The following is a 15,926-nucleotide window of genomic DNA, read 5'->3' as shown; positions in this document are numbered from 1 at the left end:
TACCGACGTGCATTTAGCACGACGGCGGCCCCCTTTTATCTTAAACAGGTGAAAATAATGCCAACCAAAATCGTCATAAAAAAGAATACGTATTTCGATTCGGTTTCCTTAATGTCGGTTTCCACCAAAGCCAATAAATTGCCGGGCGTCGAGCAGGCGTTTGTGGCGATGGCGACGGAAATGAACAAAGGCGTATTAAAAAACCTCGGGCTATTAACGCCGGAATTAGCGGACGCGAAAAATGGCGACCTGATGATCGTGATTAAAGGCGACGCGGCAAATGATGAAACCCTGGCCGCCATTGAAGCGCTGTTCACGCGTAAAGAGCGCACGGGCTCCCATGAAGCACGCTACGCGTCGATTGCCAGCGCCAAAACCCATCGTCCGGACAGCAACCTGGCGGTGATTTCCGTCAACGGCACCTTCGCCGCCCGGGAAGCGCGTCAGGCGCTGGAAAACGATCTTAACGTGATGCTGTTCTCCGATAACGTATCGCTCGACGACGAGCTGGCGCTGAAGCAGCTGGCGCATGAAAAGGGTCTGCTGATGATGGGGCCAGACTGCGGCACCGCCATTATCAACGGCGCGGGGCTGTGCTTCGCCAACGCGGTGCGTCGCGGGCCGATTGGCATCGTTGGCGCCTCCGGTACCGGCAGCCAGGAGCTGAGCGTGCGCATTCATGAGTTCGGCGGCGGCGTGTCGCAGCTGATCGGCACCGGCGGACGCGATCTTAGCGAGAAGATCGGCGGCCTGATGATGCTCGACGCCATCGACATGCTGGAGGCGGACGACGCGACTCGGGTGATAGCGCTCATCTCCAAACCGCCGGCACCCGCGGTGGCTGAGAAGGTGCTGGCCCGGGCACGCGCCTGCCGCAAGCCTGTAGTTGTGTGCTTCCTGGGCCGCAACGAACCGCCTGCCGATGAAGACGGTTTGCAGTTTGCTCGTGGCACCAAAGAGGCGGCCCTGAAAGCGGTGCTGCTTACCGGCATTAAAAAAGACGACCTGGATTTACATCCGCTCAACTGGCCGCTGATCGAAGAGGTACGCACCCGCCTGACGTCGCAGCAGAAATACATTCGCGGCCTGTTCTGCGGCGGCACCCTGTGCGACGAAGCGATGTTTGCCGCGCTGGAGAAGTTTGACGATGTTTACAGCAACATCCAGCCGGACCCGGCCAGGCGTCTGAAAGATATCAGCGTTAGCCAGGCCCACACCTTCCTTGATTTCGGTGACGATGATTTCACCAACGGCAAGCCACACCCAATGATCGACCCGACCAACCGCATCAGCCGCCTGCTACAGGAGGCGCGCGATCCGCAGGTGGGCGTCATCGTGATGGACTTCGTGCTGGGCTTTGGCGCGCACGACGATCCGGTGGGGGTGATGATCGAGGCGATCAAAGAGGCACAGGCGATCGCGAACGCCGACAACCGTCCGCTGGAAATTCTCGGCTACGTGCTCGGCACCGATCAGGATCCGCAGTCGCTGGCGCAGCAGTGCCAGCTGCTGACCGACGCAGGCGTCATCTGGGCCAGCAGCAGCACCAACACCGGATTACTGGCACGCGAATCTGTCTGCAAAGGGGAGAAAGCATAATGACCACTTTATTCAACCAGCCGCTAAACGTCATTAACGTCGGCATTGCGATGTTCAGCGACGACCTCAAAAAGCAGCACGTTCCCGTGACCCAGCTCGACTGGACGCCGCCGGGGCAGGGCAATATGCAGGTTGTTAAAGCGCTCGACCAGCTGGCGGAAAAACCGCTGGCGGAGAAAATTGCCGCCGCGAACAAAATTGCTTTGGAGCGGATTATTCAGTCCCATCCGGTGCTGGTGGGCTATGACCAGGCCATCAACGTAGTGCCGGGCATGACCCGCACCACCATTCTGCACGCCGGTCCGCCAGTTACCTGGGAAAACATGTGCGGTGCGATGAAAGGCGCGGTTACCGGCGCGCTGGTGTTTGAAGGGCTGGCGACGGATCTGGACGATGCGGCAAGGATCGCCGCCTCCGGAGATATTACGTTCTCGCCTTGCCACGAGCATGACTGCGTGGGCTCGATGGCGGGCGTCACCTCCGCGTCGATGTTTATGCACATCGTTGGGAACAAAACTTATGGCAACCGCGCCTTCACCAACCTCAGCGAGCAGATGGCGAAGATCCTGCGCATGGGGGCTAACGACCAGAGCGTGATCGAGCGCCTGAACTGGATGCGCGACGTGCTCGGCCCGATGCTGCGCGACGCGATGAAGATTATCGGCGAAATCGACCTGCGCCTGATGCTGGCCCAGGCGCTGCACATGGGCGACGAGTGCCACAACCGCAACAACGCGGGCACCACGCTGCTTATTCAGGCGCTGACGCCGGGGCTGATCCAGGCGGGCTATCCGGTGGCGCAGCAGCGTGAAGTGTTCGAGTTTGTCGCCAGCAGCGACTACTTCTCCGGTCCGACGTGGATGGCGATGTGTAAGGCCGCGCTGGATGCCGCCCACGGCATTGAGTACAGCACCGTCGTCACCACCATGGCGCGCAACGGCTACGAGTTCGGCCTGCGCGTTTCCGGCCTGCCGGGGCAGTGGTTTACCGGCCCGGCGCAGCAGGTGATCGGCCCGATGTTCGCGGGCTATAAGCCGGAAGACTCCGGGCTGGATATCGGCGACAGCGCGATTACCGAAACCTACGGCATCGGCGGCTTTGCGATGGCGACGGCCCCGGCCATCGTTGCGCTGGTGGGCGGCACGGTGGAGGAAGCCATCGATTTTTCTCGCCAGATGCGCGAAATCACCCTCGGCGAAAACCCGAACGTCACCATTCCGCTGCTGTCGTTTATGGGCATCCCGACCGCCATCGACATCATGAAGGTCGCGGGCAGCGGCATTCTGCCGGTCATTGATACCGCCATTGCCCACAAGGACGCCGGGATCGGCATGATTGGGGCGGGCATCGTTCACCCGCCGTTTAGCTGTTTTGAAAAGGCGCTGTTAACCTTCCGCGATCGCTACGTTCTATAAGGTATGCATCCATGAAAAACATGAAACTGGAGTGGAAAAGAGGTGACTGGGCAGCTTATTTCGGGTTGATGACCAACAACCTGACCAATTTGCTGACCATGATGGGGCTGCTCATTTTTGTCGTCGGCATCCCGAAGGAGATTGTTTATGGACGCATCGCGCCAGCCTTCGGGCTGGCGGTGCTGGAGGCGAGTCTTTGCTATACGTGGTTTGGCCTGCAAATGGCGCGCGCTACCGGACGAACGGACGTCACCGCGTTGCCGTCCGGCCCGAGCGCGCCGTCGATTTTTACCGTGACCTTCCTGGTCTTAATGCCGGTTTACCAGCAAACTGGCGATGCGGATTTCGCGATTCAGATTGGCCTGGTGTGGTGCTTTGTGGAAGCGATGATCCTCGCGGGCGGTTCCTTCCTGGGGGAAACCATCCGCAAGATGATCCCGCGCACCGTGCTGCTGTCGTGCCTGTCCGGTCTTGGCTTGCTGCTGCTGGCGATGAACCCGATGTTGCAGGCGTTCGAAGCGCCGACCGTGTCGTTTATCGTCCTGCTGCTGATCTTCATTAACTGGTTCGGTAAAAAGCCGATTTTCGCCCGTATCCCGACCGGCCTGCTGCTGTTAATTGCCGGTACTCTACTTGCGTGGATCTCTGGCCTGCAAAGCCCGGATGCCATTAAAGCGTCCATGTCATCCTTCGGCTTTAACCCGCCGGAAGTGCACGTGGACAGCTTTATGCAGGGGCTGCCGCACGCGCTGCCTTATCTGGCGTCCGCCGTACCGCTGGGGCTGGCAAACTACATCTTTGACCTGGAGAACATCGAAAGCGCCCACGCGGCGGGGGATGAATACCCGACCCGCAAGGTAATGCTGGCGAACGGTCTGGCCTCGATGCTCGGCTGGCTGATGGGCAATCCGTTCCCGGTCACGGTCTACGTCGGCCATCCTGGCTGGAAAGCGATGGGCGCCAGCATCGGCTACACCCTGGCGTCCGGCGTGACCATGTTCATCGTGCCGCTGTTCGGGCTGGGGGCCTTTATGCTCGCCATCATACCGATGACCGCCATCGTGCCGATTCTGGTGTTTATCGGCGTCGTCACCGCCAACCAGGTGGTGAGGGAAACCCCGAAAGTGGAGGTGCCCGTCATCTTCATCTGCCTGTTCCCGTGGATCGCCAACTGGGCGCTGACCATGATGAACAGCGTGATGAGCGCCGCGGGGACCAGCGCGGCGAAAATTGGCACCGACGTGCTGCACAGCAAGGGGATCTACTACGAAGGCTTGATGCATCTCGGCAACGGCGCGCCGCTCGCCAGCATGCTCTGGGGCTGTATCGCCATCTTCGCCATTATCAACAAACCGCTGCGCGGGGCCGTCGCCGCCGCAGGAGGCGCGCTGCTGGCGCTGTTTGGCGTGATCCACGCCCCGGTGGTGGGCTTTGCCGAGGGCAGTTCCCTGATGTTTGTCACGGCCTACCTGATGATGGGCGGGATGTTTGTGGTGAAGCATGTGCTGGATACCTCTGTTAATCCCCCTCTCCCTGTGGGAGAGGGCCGGGGTGAGGGCACCAGAACGCACCTTCTAAAGGAAACAAAATGAAAGAGCTTATGGTCGTCGCCATCGGCGGCAACAGCATTATCAAAGACAACGCCAGCCAGTCGATTGAGCATCAGGCGCAGGCGGTCAAAGCGGTGGCTGAGTCGGTGCTCGAAATGCTGGCCTCGGACTATGACATCGTGCTCACCCATGGCAATGGCCCGCAGGTGGGGCTGGATCTGCGCCGCGCCGAAATCGCCCACGAGCGGGAAGGGCTGCCGCTGACCCCGCTGGCAAACTGCGTGGCGGATACCCAGGGCGGCATCGGCTACCTGATCCAGCAGGCGCTCAACAACCGCCTGGCGGCGCGTGGCGAGCAAAAGGCGGTCACGGTCGTCACCCAGGTGGAGGTGGATAAAAACGATCCCGGCTTTACGCACCCGACAAAACCGATCGGCGCGTTCTTCAGCGAGGCGCAGCGCGACGAGCTACAGCTCGCGCACCCGGACTGGCATTTTGTCGAGGATTCAGGCCGGGGCTATCGCCGCGTGGTGGCCTCGCCCCAGCCGCGGCGCATCGTCGAGGCGGATGCGATTAAGGCGCTAACGCAGAAAGGTTTTGTGGTCATCGGCGCGGGCGGTGGAGGCATTCCCGTGGTGCGCAGTGAACAGGGCGATTACCAGAGCGTGGATGCGGTTATCGATAAAGATCTCTCCACCGCGCTGCTGGCGCGCGAGATCCGCGCCGACGTGCTGGTGATCACCACCGGCGTGGAGAAAGTGTGCGTGAACTTCGGCAAGCCGAACCAGCAGGCGCTGGATACCGTCAACGTGGCGCAGATGACGCGCTACATGGATGAAGGTCACTTCCCGGCAGGTAGCATGTTGCCAAAAATCGTCGCTTCGCTGGAATTTTTACGCCATGGCGGCAGGCGCGTAATCATCACCTCGCCGGACTGCCTGCCCGCAGCGCTGCGCGGTGAAACGGGTACCCATATTATTAATGAAGGAAGATAAGATGAGTGAGAATAAAAGCCGCCGCGAGTTTATCAGCCAGAGCGGCAAAATGGTTACTGCCTGCGCGCTGTTTGGCGCCACGGGTTCCGTCGCGTATGCTGCCGATTCTGTAAAGGCAACCTGCGAGACGGGTAAACCGATGAACATCACCGCAAAACATTACTATCTCGACAACGTGCTGCTGGAAGCCGGGTTTAACTACGACGGCAGCGTGGCGACAAGCACCCGCACCGAGCTGAAAACGCTGGAGATCAAAGACGGGAAAATCGTCGCCCTGCGCGATAACGGCAGCCACGCCGACGCGACCCTGCCGCACTACGACGCGGGTAAAAAGCTGATGCTTCCGGCGATGCGCGACATGCACATTCACCTGGATAAAACCTTCTACGGCGGCCCGTGGCGCTCCCTGAACCGTCCGGCGGGCACCACCATTCAGGACATGATCCGCCTGGAGCAGAAGCTGCTGCCGGAGTTACAGCCCTACACGCAAGAACGCGCCGAAAAGCTGATCGACCTGATCCAGTCCAAAGGGTCCACCATCGCCCGCAGCCACTGCAACATAGAGCCGGTTTCCGGCCTGAAAAACCTGGAAAATTTGCAGGCGGTACTGGCGCGCCGGGGCGCAGGCTTTGACTGCGAAATCGTTGCCTTCCCGCAGCACGGCCTGCTGCTGTCGAATTCTGAAAAGCTGATGCGCGAGGCGATGCAGGCGGGGGCGCATTATGTGGGCGGGCTGGACCCAACCAGCGTCGACGGCGCGATGGAGAAATCGCTAGATACCATGTTCCAGATTGCGCTGGATTACGACAAAGGGGTGGATATTCACCTGCATGAAACCAGCCCGGCGGGCGTGGCGGCGGTGAACTACATGGTAGAAACCGTGGAGAAAACGCCGGCGCTGAAGGGGAAGCTGACCATCAGCCACGCCTTCGCGCTGGCCACGCTTAACGAACAGCAGGTGGATGAGATCGCCACCCGCATGGCGGCACAGCAGGTAACCATCGCCTCGACCGTGCCGATTGGCACCCTGCACATGCCGCTGAAGCAGTTACGTGATAAAGGCGTGTTTGTCATGACCGGTACCGACAGCGTGATCGACCACTGGTCGCCGTACGGTCTGGGGGACATGCTGGAGAAAGCCAACCTCTACGCCCAGCTCTATATTCGCCCGAACGAGCAGACGCTTTCGCGGGCGCTGGGCATCGCCACCGGCGACGTGCTGCCGCTGAACGACAAAGGTGAGCGCGTGTGGCCTAAAGCGCAGGACGACGCCAGCTTTGTGCTGGTTGACGCCTCCTGTTCCGCCGAGGCGGTGGCGCGCATTTCTCCGCGCACCGCGACGTTCCACAAGGGGAATCTGGTCTGGGGCACGGTCGCCTGACGCCACGTTGGGGTATCGCTACAGGTGATACCCCGACAATCGCAACTCACGGTCAATCCACTCGACGAACTGCTGGATCTTCCACGCGCGTTCGTTCATGTGCGGCATCACCAGATGGTGCGCGTTGATGGCGATACCCATTTCATCAGGCAGCACCTGCACCAGCGAGCCATCCTTCAGGTGATCGGTAGCCATCATTTTGCTCTCCAGAATAAACCCAAGCCCCATGCGCGCCGCTTCAAAGCTCATGTAGGAGCGGTCGAAGCTGAGGCTGAAATTAAGCCAGGGCCTGTCGATATTGTGCCAGGCGAACCATTTCTCCCAGTTCACCAGAGTGCTGGTGGACGAGATAAGCGACTGTTGCAGCAGATCGGCGGGCGTGCTGATGGGATGCTCTTCTGCATAGTCCGGCGAGGCCAATACCACCAGCGTGTCGTTTTTAATGGTCATCACCCGGTAGGCGTCCCAGTCCGGAATACCGTGACGGATATCAATGTCGATATTATCTCTGGCGAACTGTAGGTTCTCATAGGAGCAGGTGAGATTGATGGTGATATCAGGATATTCGGCGCGGAATCTGCCCAGACGGCGCAACAGCCAGGACAGCCCGAAGGTGGGGGAAGAGTGCACGCGAAGCACAGCATTGTCTTTTTCTTTCACGATTTGATCGGTGGCGCGCCCGATGGCGCTCATCGCCGCCGAGACCTCCCGCAGATATTGTTCTCCCGTCGGGGTGAGTTGAACCCCTTTGCCGCTGCGGATAAATAATTTCTTGCCCAGCCACGATTCCAGCGACGCGATCTGGTGGCTTACCGCCGAAGGCGTGACGTTGAGCTGTTCCGCCGCCTGATGGATGCTCAGGGCGTTAGCAACGGCGATAAACGCCTGCAAATTTCTGAGCGAGGGCAGCGATAACGTCTGGCGATCCTGCGCGGACATGGCCTACTCCTTACACGATAATTGATAAAAAACATAACATTGAGACTGCGAGCGGGCAATTTTATCCCGATGTTATTTTTTTGAGCTGTATCGCGAATCAAATTTATCTCAGCAATAAATGAGCTTTATTGAATGGCGTTTCATGGGTGAGCCGATATATTGACGTTGAACGCAATAATAAAACGACTCACGGTGTTCGAATAATGAGGTAAGTTATGTCTCGTATAGAACAAGCTGTCCCCTACATAAAGACTAAAAAAACCAATTACCGTTTCGTTGTGCTGGCATTAATTTTTATTTTTTATGCCATTAACTATGCTGACCGAACAAATATTGGTGCAGTACTGCCGTTTATCATTGACGAATTTCATATCAATAATTTCGAAGCCGGTGCCATCGCCAGCATGTTTTTTTTGGGATACGCCCTGAGCCAAATTCCTGCGGGCTTTTTTATTGCCAAAAAGGGAATTCGCAGCATGTTGGCACTGTCGATATTCGGCTTCTCTGCCTTTACCTGGCTGATGGGCACCGCAACCTCGGTTCTGGGCCTGAAGTGTATCCGCCTGGGGCTGGGGTTAACAGAGGGGCCGTGCCCGGTCGGGCTGGCCTCCACCATCAATAACTGGTTTCCGCCAAAGGAGAAGGCCACGGCCACGGGCGTCTACATCGCCGCCACCATGTTCGCGCCCATCCTCGTGCCGCCGCTGGCAGTGTGGATCGCCATGACCTGGGGCTGGCGCTGGGTCTTCTTCTCCTTTGCGATCCCAGGATTGGTCATTGCCGTCCTGTGGTATCTGCTGGTACGCACCAGGCCGTCCGAGAGCGCATTCGTCTCGAAAGCGGAGCTGGAGACCATTACCGCCGGTCAGGAGACCCCGGACGCCAGACGGGAAAATATCGTGATTTCACCAGGCTTTGCACGCCTCGATCGGCTGATCCGCGTGCGGGAATTAGCCCCGGTAAGCACGGTGAAAGGGCTGTTTACCTCGAAGAATATTCTCGGCGACTGCCTGGCCTATTTTATGATGGTCAGCGTGCTGTACGGACTGTTGACGTGGATCCCGCTCTATCTGGTGAAAGAGAAAGGCTTTACGTTTATGAGCATGGGGCTGGTCGCCAGCATGCCGTGCATCGGTGGATTTATCGGTGCGATTTTTGGCGGCTACGTCTCCGACAAACTGCTCGGCCGCCGACGTAAACCGACCATGATGTTTACCGCCATCAGCACCGTTTTAATGATGGTTATTATGCTGAATATTCCGCAAAGCACCGTCGCGGTTTGCGTCGGGTTATTTTTTGTCGGCCTCTGTCTGAATATCGGCTGGCCCGCTTTTACGGCTTATGGAATGGCTGTTGCGGACAGTAAAACCTATCCGATTGCCGCGTCCATTATCAATAGCGGCGGTAATCTCGGCGGATTTGTTTCCCCGATGCTGGCAGGTTATCTGCTGGATAAAACAGGTAGTTTTAATTCCGTGTTTATTTATTTCGGTATTTGCGCAGCCATTGGCTTAATAATGATTATGCTGCTGGAAGAGCCGAAATAAAACATTAAATCTCTCTTGTCCTAATGGAGTAAATGTATGCTACTGAAAAATAAAGTCGCCGTTATTACCGGCGCGGCTTCCGTACGCGGTTTGGGTTTCGCTACGGCGAAATTATATGCTGAACAGGGTGCGAAAGTGGTGATTATCGATTTAAACGCTGAAGCCAGCCGGGCTGCCGCCGCGAGCCTTGGCGACGAACATCTGGGCCTTGCGGCGAACGTCAGCAATGAATTACAGGTTAATGCCGCCATTGAGCAGGTGCTGGGGAAATACGGGCGCATCGATATTCTGGTGAATAACGCCGGCATAACTCAGCCGATCAAGCTGATGGATATCAAACGCGAAAATTACGATGCGGTGCTTGACGTCAGCCTGCGCGGCACGCTGCTAATGTCCCAGGCGGTTATTCCCACTATGCGCGCGCAAAAGTCGGGCAGCATCGTCTGCATTTCATCGGTATCGGCCCAGCGCGGCGGCGGCATCTTTGGCGGCCCACACTACAGCGCTGCAAAAGCGGGTGTGCTGGGGCTGGCAAAAGCCATGGCGCGTGAGCTGGGGCCCGACAATGTGCGCGTAAACTGCATCACGCCGGGTCTTATCCAGACGGACATTACCGCAGGCAAGCTGAGCGATGAGATGAAAACGTCCATTCTGGCGGGCATTCCGCTTAACCGCCTCGGAGACGCGCAGGATATTGCCCGCGCCGCGCTGTTCCTCGGCAGCGACCTCTCTTCTTACTCCACCGGTATCACGCTCGACGTGAACGGCGGGATGCTGATCCATTAAGGAGATACGACGATGACGGATACCACAGTTCAACAGGTTGCCGCCGCGGCTTGGCGCATTCGCCGCTACGCGCTGCGCATGGGCGAAGTGCAGGGGCAGGGCTACATCGGGCAGGCGCTGGGCTATGCCGATGTGCTGGCCACCGCGTTTGCCCACGGGATGAACCTTAAGCCGGGCGAGCCGGAGTGGGAGGGGCGTGACCGTTTTTTGCTCTCTCACGGCCACTACGCCATTGCCTGTTACGCCGCCCTGATTGAAGCGGGGATCGTTCCTGAAGAGGAGCTGGAGACCTACGGCGCGGACGACAGCCGCCTGCCGATGTCCGGCATGGCAACCTACACGCCGGGCATGGAGATCTCCGGCGGTTCGCTGGGGCAGGGCTTAAGCATTGGCGTTGGCATGGCGCTGGGGCTGAAGCGCAAGCAGAGCGCGGCATGGGTCGTTAACTCCATGTCGGACGGCGAGCTGGACGAAGGGTCAACCTGGGAAGCTGCGATGTCGGCGGCACATCACGGCCTGTCGAACCTGATCGTGCTGGTGGACATTAACCGCCAGCAGGCGGATGGCAACTCGCACGCGATCCTCGGCTTTGAGCCGCTGGAAGATAAATGGACCTCCTTCGGCTGGTACGTGCAGCGCGTCAACGGCAACGATGTCCCTTCACTGGTAACGGCGTTTGATAACGCCAAACGCTACCCGGAAAACCAGCCGCGCGTCATTTTGTGCGACACGCTGATGGGCAAGGGCGTGCCGTTCCTCGAAAAGCGTGACAAGAACCATTTTATTCGCGTGGATGCTGACGAGTGGCAAAAGGCACTCGCTGTGCTGGATGCCAACAAACCTGAAGGAGTGCTGTAATGAGCCAGACCACGGAGAAAAAACCGCGTTTAACCACGTCGGCGATGATTGCCTCTATCGCGGAAGAGGGCCAGGAGACGCGAGCCGCACCGTTCGGCCACGCGCTGGTGAAGCTGGCGGAACAGCGACCGGAGGTCGTAGGCATGACTGCGGATCTGTCGAAGTACACCGATCTGCATATTTTCGCTCAGGCCTACCCGGAACGCTTCTTTCAGATGGGCATGGCCGAGCAGTTGTTAATGGGGGCCGCGGGCGGCATGGCGAAAGAGGGTTTTATTCCTTTCGCCACCACCTATGCCGTCTTCGCCACCCGCCGCGCCTACGATTTTATCCATCAGGTGATTGCTGAAGAGCACCTGAACGTGAAGATCTGCGCGGCGCTGCCGGGGCTAACCACCGGTTACGGGCCGAGCCACCAGGCGACGGAAGATATTGCGATTATGCGCGGTATTCCGGGCATGACGATTATCGATCCCTGTGACGCAATCGACACCGAACAGGCGGTGCCGGCGATGGCAGCGCACGATGGCCCTGTCTATATGCGCCTGCTGCGCGGCAAGGTGCCGGTGGTGCTGGACCAGTACAACTACCAGTTTAAGATTGGCAAAGCTGCGCTGCTGGAAGAGGGGAACGATGTCCTGATCGTCGCCTCAGGCCTGATGACCATGCGTGCGCTGGAGGCGGCGAAGCAGCTGCGTAAGGATAACGTCAGCGTGGCGGTGCTGCACTCGCCCACCATTAAGCCGCTGGACGAAGAGACGATCCTGGCGCAGGCTGCGAAGCCGGGACGGCTGGTCATCGTGGCGGAAAACCACAGCAGCGTAGGCGGGTTGTGCGAAGCCGTCGCGTCGCTGTTGATGCGCAACCGCGTGAACGTGGATTTCGATACCGTCGCGCTGCCGGACGCGTTCCTTGATGCGGGCGCGTTGCCCACCCTCCATGACCGCTACGGGATCTCAACCACAGCCATGGTGGAGAAAATCCGGCGCAGGCTGTGATTTATAAGACGGATACGTTGTCAACGGGCGAGGGGTGCTTTACCCTCGCCACTGTTGCGATAAAGGAGTCCGTTATGGCGCAAAACATCTACGACAACCCGGCATTTTTTGAAGGCTATGCCCAGCTTCCGCGCTCGGTTCAGGGCCTGAACGGCGCGCCGGAGTGGCCCGCGCTCAAGGCAATGCTGCCAGATTTAACCGGTAAAGCGGTTGTCGATCTCGGCTGCGGCTACGGATGGTTCTGTCGCGCAGCGCGCGAGCTGGGCGCGTCTGACGTCACGGGTGTTGATATTTCAGAAAAAATGCTCGCCCGCGCGGCTGAACTGACTGATGACAATCGGATTCACTATCAGCGTAGCGATCTGGAATCTCTGGCGCTGAAAGCGAATAGCCTCGATCTGGTCTACAGCTCGCTGGCGCTACACTACCTGCCGGAGCTGGACACGCTATTCGCCAGGGTTCAGCGCGCGCTAAAACCCGGTGGCAGCCTGGTCTTCTCGATGGAGCACCCGATTTATACCTGCGCCACCCGTCAGGGCTGGCTCACCGACGACAACGGTGAGCGGTTCTGGGGCGTGAACCATTATCAGGACGAAAGCCAGCGCGTCAGCAACTGGCTGGCGGACGGGGTGATTAAATACCACCGCACGCTGGGCACCACGCTTAACGCACTGATCAAAGCGGGGTTAACGATAAGCGAAGTCAATGAGTGGGGACCAACGCAGACGCAGGTTGACGCCTGGCCCGCGCTGGCCGAAGAGGCGGAACGCCCGATGCTGGTGCTGATCGCCGCCCGTAAGGCTTAATAGCCGACTTTATATACCCGCCCGCTCTGTACCCCTTCCACGCTGCGGCGGTAGGCCTGCGCAACGGTCGCAGCGGGAACGCTTTCAAAGCCCGGGAAGAAGCCATCATATGCTTCGACGGATTCCGTCAGCACCGTCGGGCTGATCAGGTTAATGCGGATCCCGCGCGGCAGTTCACAGGCCGCGGCGCGCACAAACCCTTCCAGCGCCGCATTCACCGTGGTGGCATTGACGCCCTGAGCAATCGGCTCGTGAGCCACAATGCCGCTTATCAGCGTAATCGAACCACCTTCGTTCAGGTAGTGCTGGCCGGTCAGCGCCAGACGAATCTGCCCCAGCAGCTTATCCTGTAAGCCCCGGTTGAACTCGCCGTCGGTCATGGTTGCGAGCGGGCCGAAGTGTACCCCACCGCTGGCGGAGACAATCGCATCCACCGGGCCGATCTTTTCGAACAGCGCCTGTACGCTCGCCTGCGAGGTGATATCCACCTGATGGTCGCCCTGCGTGCGACCCACGCTGATCACCTCGTGACGACGGCTTAGCTCATCTGTCACAGCACGACCGACCGTACCGCTGGCACCAATAATGACGATTTTCATAGCAGACTCCTTATGTTGTGAGCCTTCATTCTTTAATAAATAAAAATTCAGATAAACTGGGTTGATGTTAGAAGATTGCTAACCAGAGGTTCGGAATATGGATAAGCTTCGCGGCATGGAGACGTTCATCACGGTGGTGGAAAGCGGCAGCTTTACCGGCGCGGCGGCCCGGCTGGAGATGTCGGCGGTGATGGTCGGGAAGTATATTACGCAGCTGGAATCGCAGCTCGGTACGCGGCTGCTGGAGCGCAACACCCGTCGCCAGAGCCTGACCGACGCCGGACGCGTTTATTTCGAAGAGGCCAGGCGCGTGCTGGAGCAGGTCTCGATTGCTGAAAACGCGGTTGAGCGCCTGCGAGCCACACCCGCCGGCACCCTGCGCGTGACAGCGCCCACCTCGTTTGGCGGCTGCGTTATCGCGCCTCTGACGGCCACGTTTTTGCAGCGTTACCCGGAAGTGCGCATCGAACTGGATCTCACCAACCGAATGGTTGATCTGGTCGAGGAAGGGGTCGATCTGGCCATTCGTATCGGTGAGATCCGTAATGAGGACCTGGTGGCGAAATATCTGTGTCCCTACAACATGGTGATCTGCGCCGCGCCGGATTATCTGGCGCGTCACGGTACGCCGCAAACGCCAGCCGATCTGGTGGATCACCTGTGCCTGTCGCACACGGTATGGACGGCGCGTAACGAGTGGCGGCTGCCGGGTGTGGAAGGCGAAGTGCGCTGGAAGCGTGATGCCGTCTTACGATGCAATGACGGCTACGGCTTACGCATGGCGGCGCGAGCCGGGGCGGGACTCCTGCTGCAACCGGAAGTGCTGGTGGCGGAAGAGCTGGCGAGCGGCAGGCTGGTTCGGGTTCTGGAAGCGTTTACGCCCGCGCCGAGGCCGGTGCATTTACTGTGGCGCCAGGATTTGCGGCCGCTGCCTAAGCTAACGGAATTTATTGCCCATATTCTGCTAAGATTGGGCACAATATAAAAAAAGAAGGTAAGTAAAGAATGTCTGCAAACAAACTCGCCAGCAGCGCGCAGGGCCTGCAATCCTCTGCCATCCGTGAATTATTAAAACATAGCAAAATGGCAGGCGTGATTTCGCTGGGTGGCGGTATTCCAAATCCGGACCTGTTCGATCATGAAGGTTTAAAAATCGCCGCTGATGCCGTGCTGTCTCAGCATTTTGGCGAAGCATTCCAGTACGGTCTGACGGAAGGCGTCCCGGGGCTGCGCGAAGAGATCCAACGCATCTCTGAAGGTCGCGGCATCGCCTGTAAAGCCGATGATGTGGTCATTACTTCCGGCTCGCAACAGTCGCTTGACGTGCTGGCGCGGGCGTTAATCAACCCGGGCGATACGGTCGTCGTGGAGCGGCCTACCTACCTCGCCGCGTTGCAGGTCTTTGGCCTGGCGCAGGCGAAATTTGAATCCGTCGGTACCGACGGCGACGGCATGAAAGTGGATGAACTTGAAGCGCTGGTGGCAACTAAAACCATCAAAGCGGTTTATATCGTGCCAACCTTTGGTAACCCGGGCGGCGTGACGCTCTCCGAAGCGCGTCGTAAACAGCTGGTGGAATTATCGAAGCGCTATGACTTCGTGATTATCGAAGACGACCCGTACAGCGAGATCAACTACACCGACGAAGCGTTCCGCCCGCTGATTGCTCATGCCAAAGATATCGGCAATGAGGATAACGTGGTGTACACCTCCACCTTCTCTAAAATCCTCGCGCCGGGCACCCGCGTGGGCTGGGTGCTGGTGCCGGAGTGGCTAAAGCGCGCGGTAGTGAACCTCAAGCAAACCACCGATCTGCACACCAGCACGCTGTCGCAGCTGATGACGTACGAATATCTGAAAACCGGTCGTCTGGCGAATCAGATTAAAATGATCCGCGAAGCCTATCGCCAGAAATACCAGACCTTTGCCAGTGAACTGGAAGCGGAGCTGGGCGATGTGATGTCGTTCCACAAGCCAAAGGGCGGCATGTTCCTGTGGGCGAAAATGAATAACGGCATCAATACGACGAAATGGCTGGAAAAAACGTTGAGCAACGGCGTCGTGTTTGTGCCGGGTGAGTTCTTCTACTGCAACGAGCCGGACCACACCACGCTGCGCATGTCTTTCGTTACCCCAACGGATGAGCAGCTTAAAGAAGCGGTTCGACGCCTGAGAATTTCCCTGTAACCGGATGCGCATAATGGCAGATGCCGTTATGCGCCGTTCCCGTGTCGGGTAAGCGTATTGCGTGGCGCGAGCGGATCAGGCAACGTCCGGCTTGCCGGATTTTCGCTTCGCCATGACTTCCGCAACGGTTTTTATCCGGCTTAACTCCTCCTGCGTGCGGTTGACCTGCTCCCCGTTGATTAGTACACCCCGATGTTAGTAATGTCTTCATAAGCCACATGAGGACATCCCCATGAAGAAGCGTTTTTCCGACGAACAGATCATCA

At 58.5% G+C, this 15,926-nt stretch carries 15 protein-coding genes; 12 read left to right on the top strand and 3 right to left on the bottom strand.

The window, feature by feature from the left end; all coding sequences use genetic code 11:
* Nucleotides 1-57 precede the first annotated feature (57 nt).
* The 5 genes from fdrA to ACOTX1_RS05590 are packed head-to-tail and all read left to right on the top strand — an operon-like array spanning nucleotide 58 to nucleotide 6,940.
* Nucleotides 58-1,599, top strand: a complete 1,542-nt coding sequence (gene fdrA / locus ACOTX1_RS05610) for an acyl-CoA synthetase FdrA (protein ID WP_023314702.1) — start codon at nucleotides 58-60, stop codon at nucleotides 1,597-1,599.
* Nucleotides 1,599-3,014, top strand: coding sequence for a DUF1116 domain-containing protein (locus ACOTX1_RS05605; RefSeq protein ID WP_059288280.1), 1,416 nt, complete (start codon nucleotides 1,599-1,601; stop codon nucleotides 3,012-3,014). Before fdrA ends, ACOTX1_RS05605 begins: the two co-directional genes overlap by 1 nt.
* Before the next feature lie 11 nt (nucleotides 3,015-3,025).
* On the top strand, nucleotides 3,026-4,606 hold the full coding sequence (locus tag ACOTX1_RS05600; protein WP_023314700.1) for a hypothetical protein: 1,581 nt from the start codon (nucleotides 3,026-3,028) through the stop codon (nucleotides 4,604-4,606).
* Nucleotides 4,603-5,559, top strand: a complete 957-nt coding sequence (locus ACOTX1_RS05595; RefSeq protein WP_022651711.1) for a carbamate kinase family protein — start codon at nucleotides 4,603-4,605, stop codon at nucleotides 5,557-5,559. The genes ACOTX1_RS05600 and ACOTX1_RS05595 overlap by 4 nt, the downstream gene beginning before the upstream one ends.
* 1 nt (nucleotide 5,560) lies before the next feature.
* The gene (locus tag ACOTX1_RS05590; protein WP_023314699.1) at nucleotides 5,561-6,940 is read left to right on the top strand and encodes an amidohydrolase family protein; all 1,380 of its coding nucleotides are present in this window, start codon (nucleotides 5,561-5,563) and stop codon (nucleotides 6,938-6,940) included.
* A gap of 18 nt (nucleotides 6,941-6,958) precedes the next feature.
* Here ACOTX1_RS05590 and ACOTX1_RS05585 read toward each other — a convergent pair whose 3' ends face one another.
* The gene (locus ACOTX1_RS05585; RefSeq protein ID WP_003862214.1) at nucleotides 6,959-7,879 is read right to left on the bottom strand and encodes a LysR substrate-binding domain-containing protein; all 921 of its coding nucleotides are present in this window, start codon (nucleotides 7,877-7,879) and stop codon (nucleotides 6,959-6,961) included.
* Nucleotides 7,880-8,094: 215 nt separating this feature from the next.
* Here ACOTX1_RS05585 and ACOTX1_RS05580 point away from each other — a divergent pair, with 215 nt between their 5' ends.
* The 5 genes from ACOTX1_RS05580 to ACOTX1_RS05560 all read left to right on the top strand — a co-directional run bounded on the left by ACOTX1_RS05580 (nucleotide 8,095) and on the right by ACOTX1_RS05560 (nucleotide 12,874).
* Entirely contained in the window at nucleotides 8,095-9,426 is a 1,332-nt protein-coding gene (locus ACOTX1_RS05580; RefSeq protein ID WP_023314698.1) for an MFS transporter, read from the top strand.
* A gap of 36 nt (nucleotides 9,427-9,462) precedes the next feature.
* Nucleotides 9,463-10,212: an SDR family NAD(P)-dependent oxidoreductase gene (locus ACOTX1_RS05575; protein WP_003862216.1), complete on the top strand. Its 750-nt coding sequence runs from the start codon at nucleotides 9,463-9,465 to the stop codon at nucleotides 10,210-10,212.
* Nucleotides 10,213-10,224: 12 nt separating this feature from the next.
* The gene (locus ACOTX1_RS05570) at nucleotides 10,225-11,070 is read left to right on the top strand and encodes a transketolase (RefSeq protein WP_022651707.1); all 846 of its coding nucleotides are present in this window, start codon (nucleotides 10,225-10,227) and stop codon (nucleotides 11,068-11,070) included.
* Nucleotides 11,070-12,068, top strand: a complete 999-nt coding sequence (locus ACOTX1_RS05565) for a transketolase family protein (RefSeq protein WP_022651706.1) — start codon at nucleotides 11,070-11,072, stop codon at nucleotides 12,066-12,068. Before ACOTX1_RS05570 ends, ACOTX1_RS05565 begins: the two co-directional genes overlap by 1 nt.
* A 74-nt stretch (nucleotides 12,069-12,142) precedes the next feature.
* Complete coding sequence (locus ACOTX1_RS05560) at nucleotides 12,143-12,874, top strand: class I SAM-dependent methyltransferase (RefSeq protein WP_023314697.1); 732 nt, start codon at nucleotides 12,143-12,145, stop codon at nucleotides 12,872-12,874.
* On the opposite strand, the gene ACOTX1_RS05555 is transcribed toward ACOTX1_RS05560, so the two are convergent.
* Nucleotides 12,871-13,473 (bottom strand): short chain dehydrogenase, encoded by a 603-nt coding sequence (locus ACOTX1_RS05555; protein WP_023314696.1) that lies wholly within the window; start codon nucleotides 13,471-13,473, stop codon nucleotides 12,871-12,873. The two genes, ACOTX1_RS05560 and ACOTX1_RS05555, sit on opposite strands and share 4 nt — an antisense overlap.
* 97 nt (nucleotides 13,474-13,570) lie before the next feature.
* Between ACOTX1_RS05555 and ACOTX1_RS05550 the strand changes: the two genes are divergently transcribed.
* Together ACOTX1_RS05550 and ACOTX1_RS05545 are read left to right on the top strand one after the other, a co-directional pair.
* Complete coding sequence (locus tag ACOTX1_RS05550) at nucleotides 13,571-14,458, top strand: LysR substrate-binding domain-containing protein (RefSeq protein ID WP_023314695.1); 888 nt, start codon at nucleotides 13,571-13,573, stop codon at nucleotides 14,456-14,458.
* Nucleotides 14,459-14,478: 20 nt separating this feature from the next.
* Nucleotides 14,479-15,660 (top strand): PLP-dependent aminotransferase family protein, encoded by a 1,182-nt coding sequence (locus ACOTX1_RS05545; protein WP_023314694.1) that lies wholly within the window; start codon nucleotides 14,479-14,481, stop codon nucleotides 15,658-15,660.
* Here ACOTX1_RS05545 and ACOTX1_RS05540 read toward each other — a convergent pair.
* Nucleotides 15,623-15,926, bottom strand: a 304-nt coding sequence (locus tag ACOTX1_RS05540) for a hypothetical protein (protein ID WP_421637444.1), incomplete at its 5' end; no start/stop codon positions are given. The two genes, ACOTX1_RS05545 and ACOTX1_RS05540, sit on opposite strands and share 38 nt — an antisense overlap.

Source organism: Enterobacter cloacae complex sp. IR5401, from assembly GCF_049238425.1.
Taxonomy (GTDB): Bacteria; Pseudomonadota; Gammaproteobacteria; order Enterobacterales; family Enterobacteriaceae; genus Enterobacter; species Enterobacter hormaechei_C.
This window is presented reverse-complemented; position numbering and strand designations above follow the sequence as displayed.

What these genes read in the sequence shown, in the direction of transcription:
- fdrA (WP_023314702.1), top strand. Translation starts at nt 58, where the DNA reads ATGCCAACCAAAATCGTCATAAAAAAGAATACGTATTTCGATTCGGTT.
- ACOTX1_RS05605 (WP_059288280.1), top strand. Translation starts at nt 1,599, where the DNA reads ATGACCACTTTATTCAACCAGCCGCTAAACGTCATTAACGTCGGCATT.
- ACOTX1_RS05600 (WP_023314700.1), top strand. Translation starts at nt 3,026, where the DNA reads ATGAAAAACATGAAACTGGAGTGGAAAAGAGGTGACTGGGCAGCTTAT.
- ACOTX1_RS05595 (WP_022651711.1), top strand. Translation starts at nt 4,603, where the DNA reads ATGAAAGAGCTTATGGTCGTCGCCATCGGCGGCAACAGCATTATCAAA.
- ACOTX1_RS05590 (WP_023314699.1), top strand. Translation starts at nt 5,561, where the DNA reads ATGAGTGAGAATAAAAGCCGCCGCGAGTTTATCAGCCAGAGCGGCAAA.
- ACOTX1_RS05585 (WP_003862214.1), bottom strand. Translation starts at nt 7,879, where the DNA reads ATGTCCGCGCAGGATCGCCAGACGTTATCGCTGCCCTCGCTCAGAAAT.
- ACOTX1_RS05580 (WP_023314698.1), top strand. Translation starts at nt 8,095, where the DNA reads ATGTCTCGTATAGAACAAGCTGTCCCCTACATAAAGACTAAAAAAACC.
- ACOTX1_RS05575 (WP_003862216.1), top strand. Translation starts at nt 9,463, where the DNA reads ATGCTACTGAAAAATAAAGTCGCCGTTATTACCGGCGCGGCTTCCGTA.
- ACOTX1_RS05570 (WP_022651707.1), top strand. Translation starts at nt 10,225, where the DNA reads ATGACGGATACCACAGTTCAACAGGTTGCCGCCGCGGCTTGGCGCATT.
- ACOTX1_RS05565 (WP_022651706.1), top strand. Translation starts at nt 11,070, where the DNA reads ATGAGCCAGACCACGGAGAAAAAACCGCGTTTAACCACGTCGGCGATG.
- ACOTX1_RS05560 (WP_023314697.1), top strand. Translation starts at nt 12,143, where the DNA reads ATGGCGCAAAACATCTACGACAACCCGGCATTTTTTGAAGGCTATGCC.
- ACOTX1_RS05555 (WP_023314696.1), bottom strand. Translation starts at nt 13,473, where the DNA reads ATGAAAATCGTCATTATTGGTGCCAGCGGTACGGTCGGTCGTGCTGTG.
- ACOTX1_RS05550 (WP_023314695.1), top strand. Translation starts at nt 13,571, where the DNA reads ATGGATAAGCTTCGCGGCATGGAGACGTTCATCACGGTGGTGGAAAGC.
- ACOTX1_RS05545 (WP_023314694.1), top strand. Translation starts at nt 14,479, where the DNA reads ATGTCTGCAAACAAACTCGCCAGCAGCGCGCAGGGCCTGCAATCCTCT.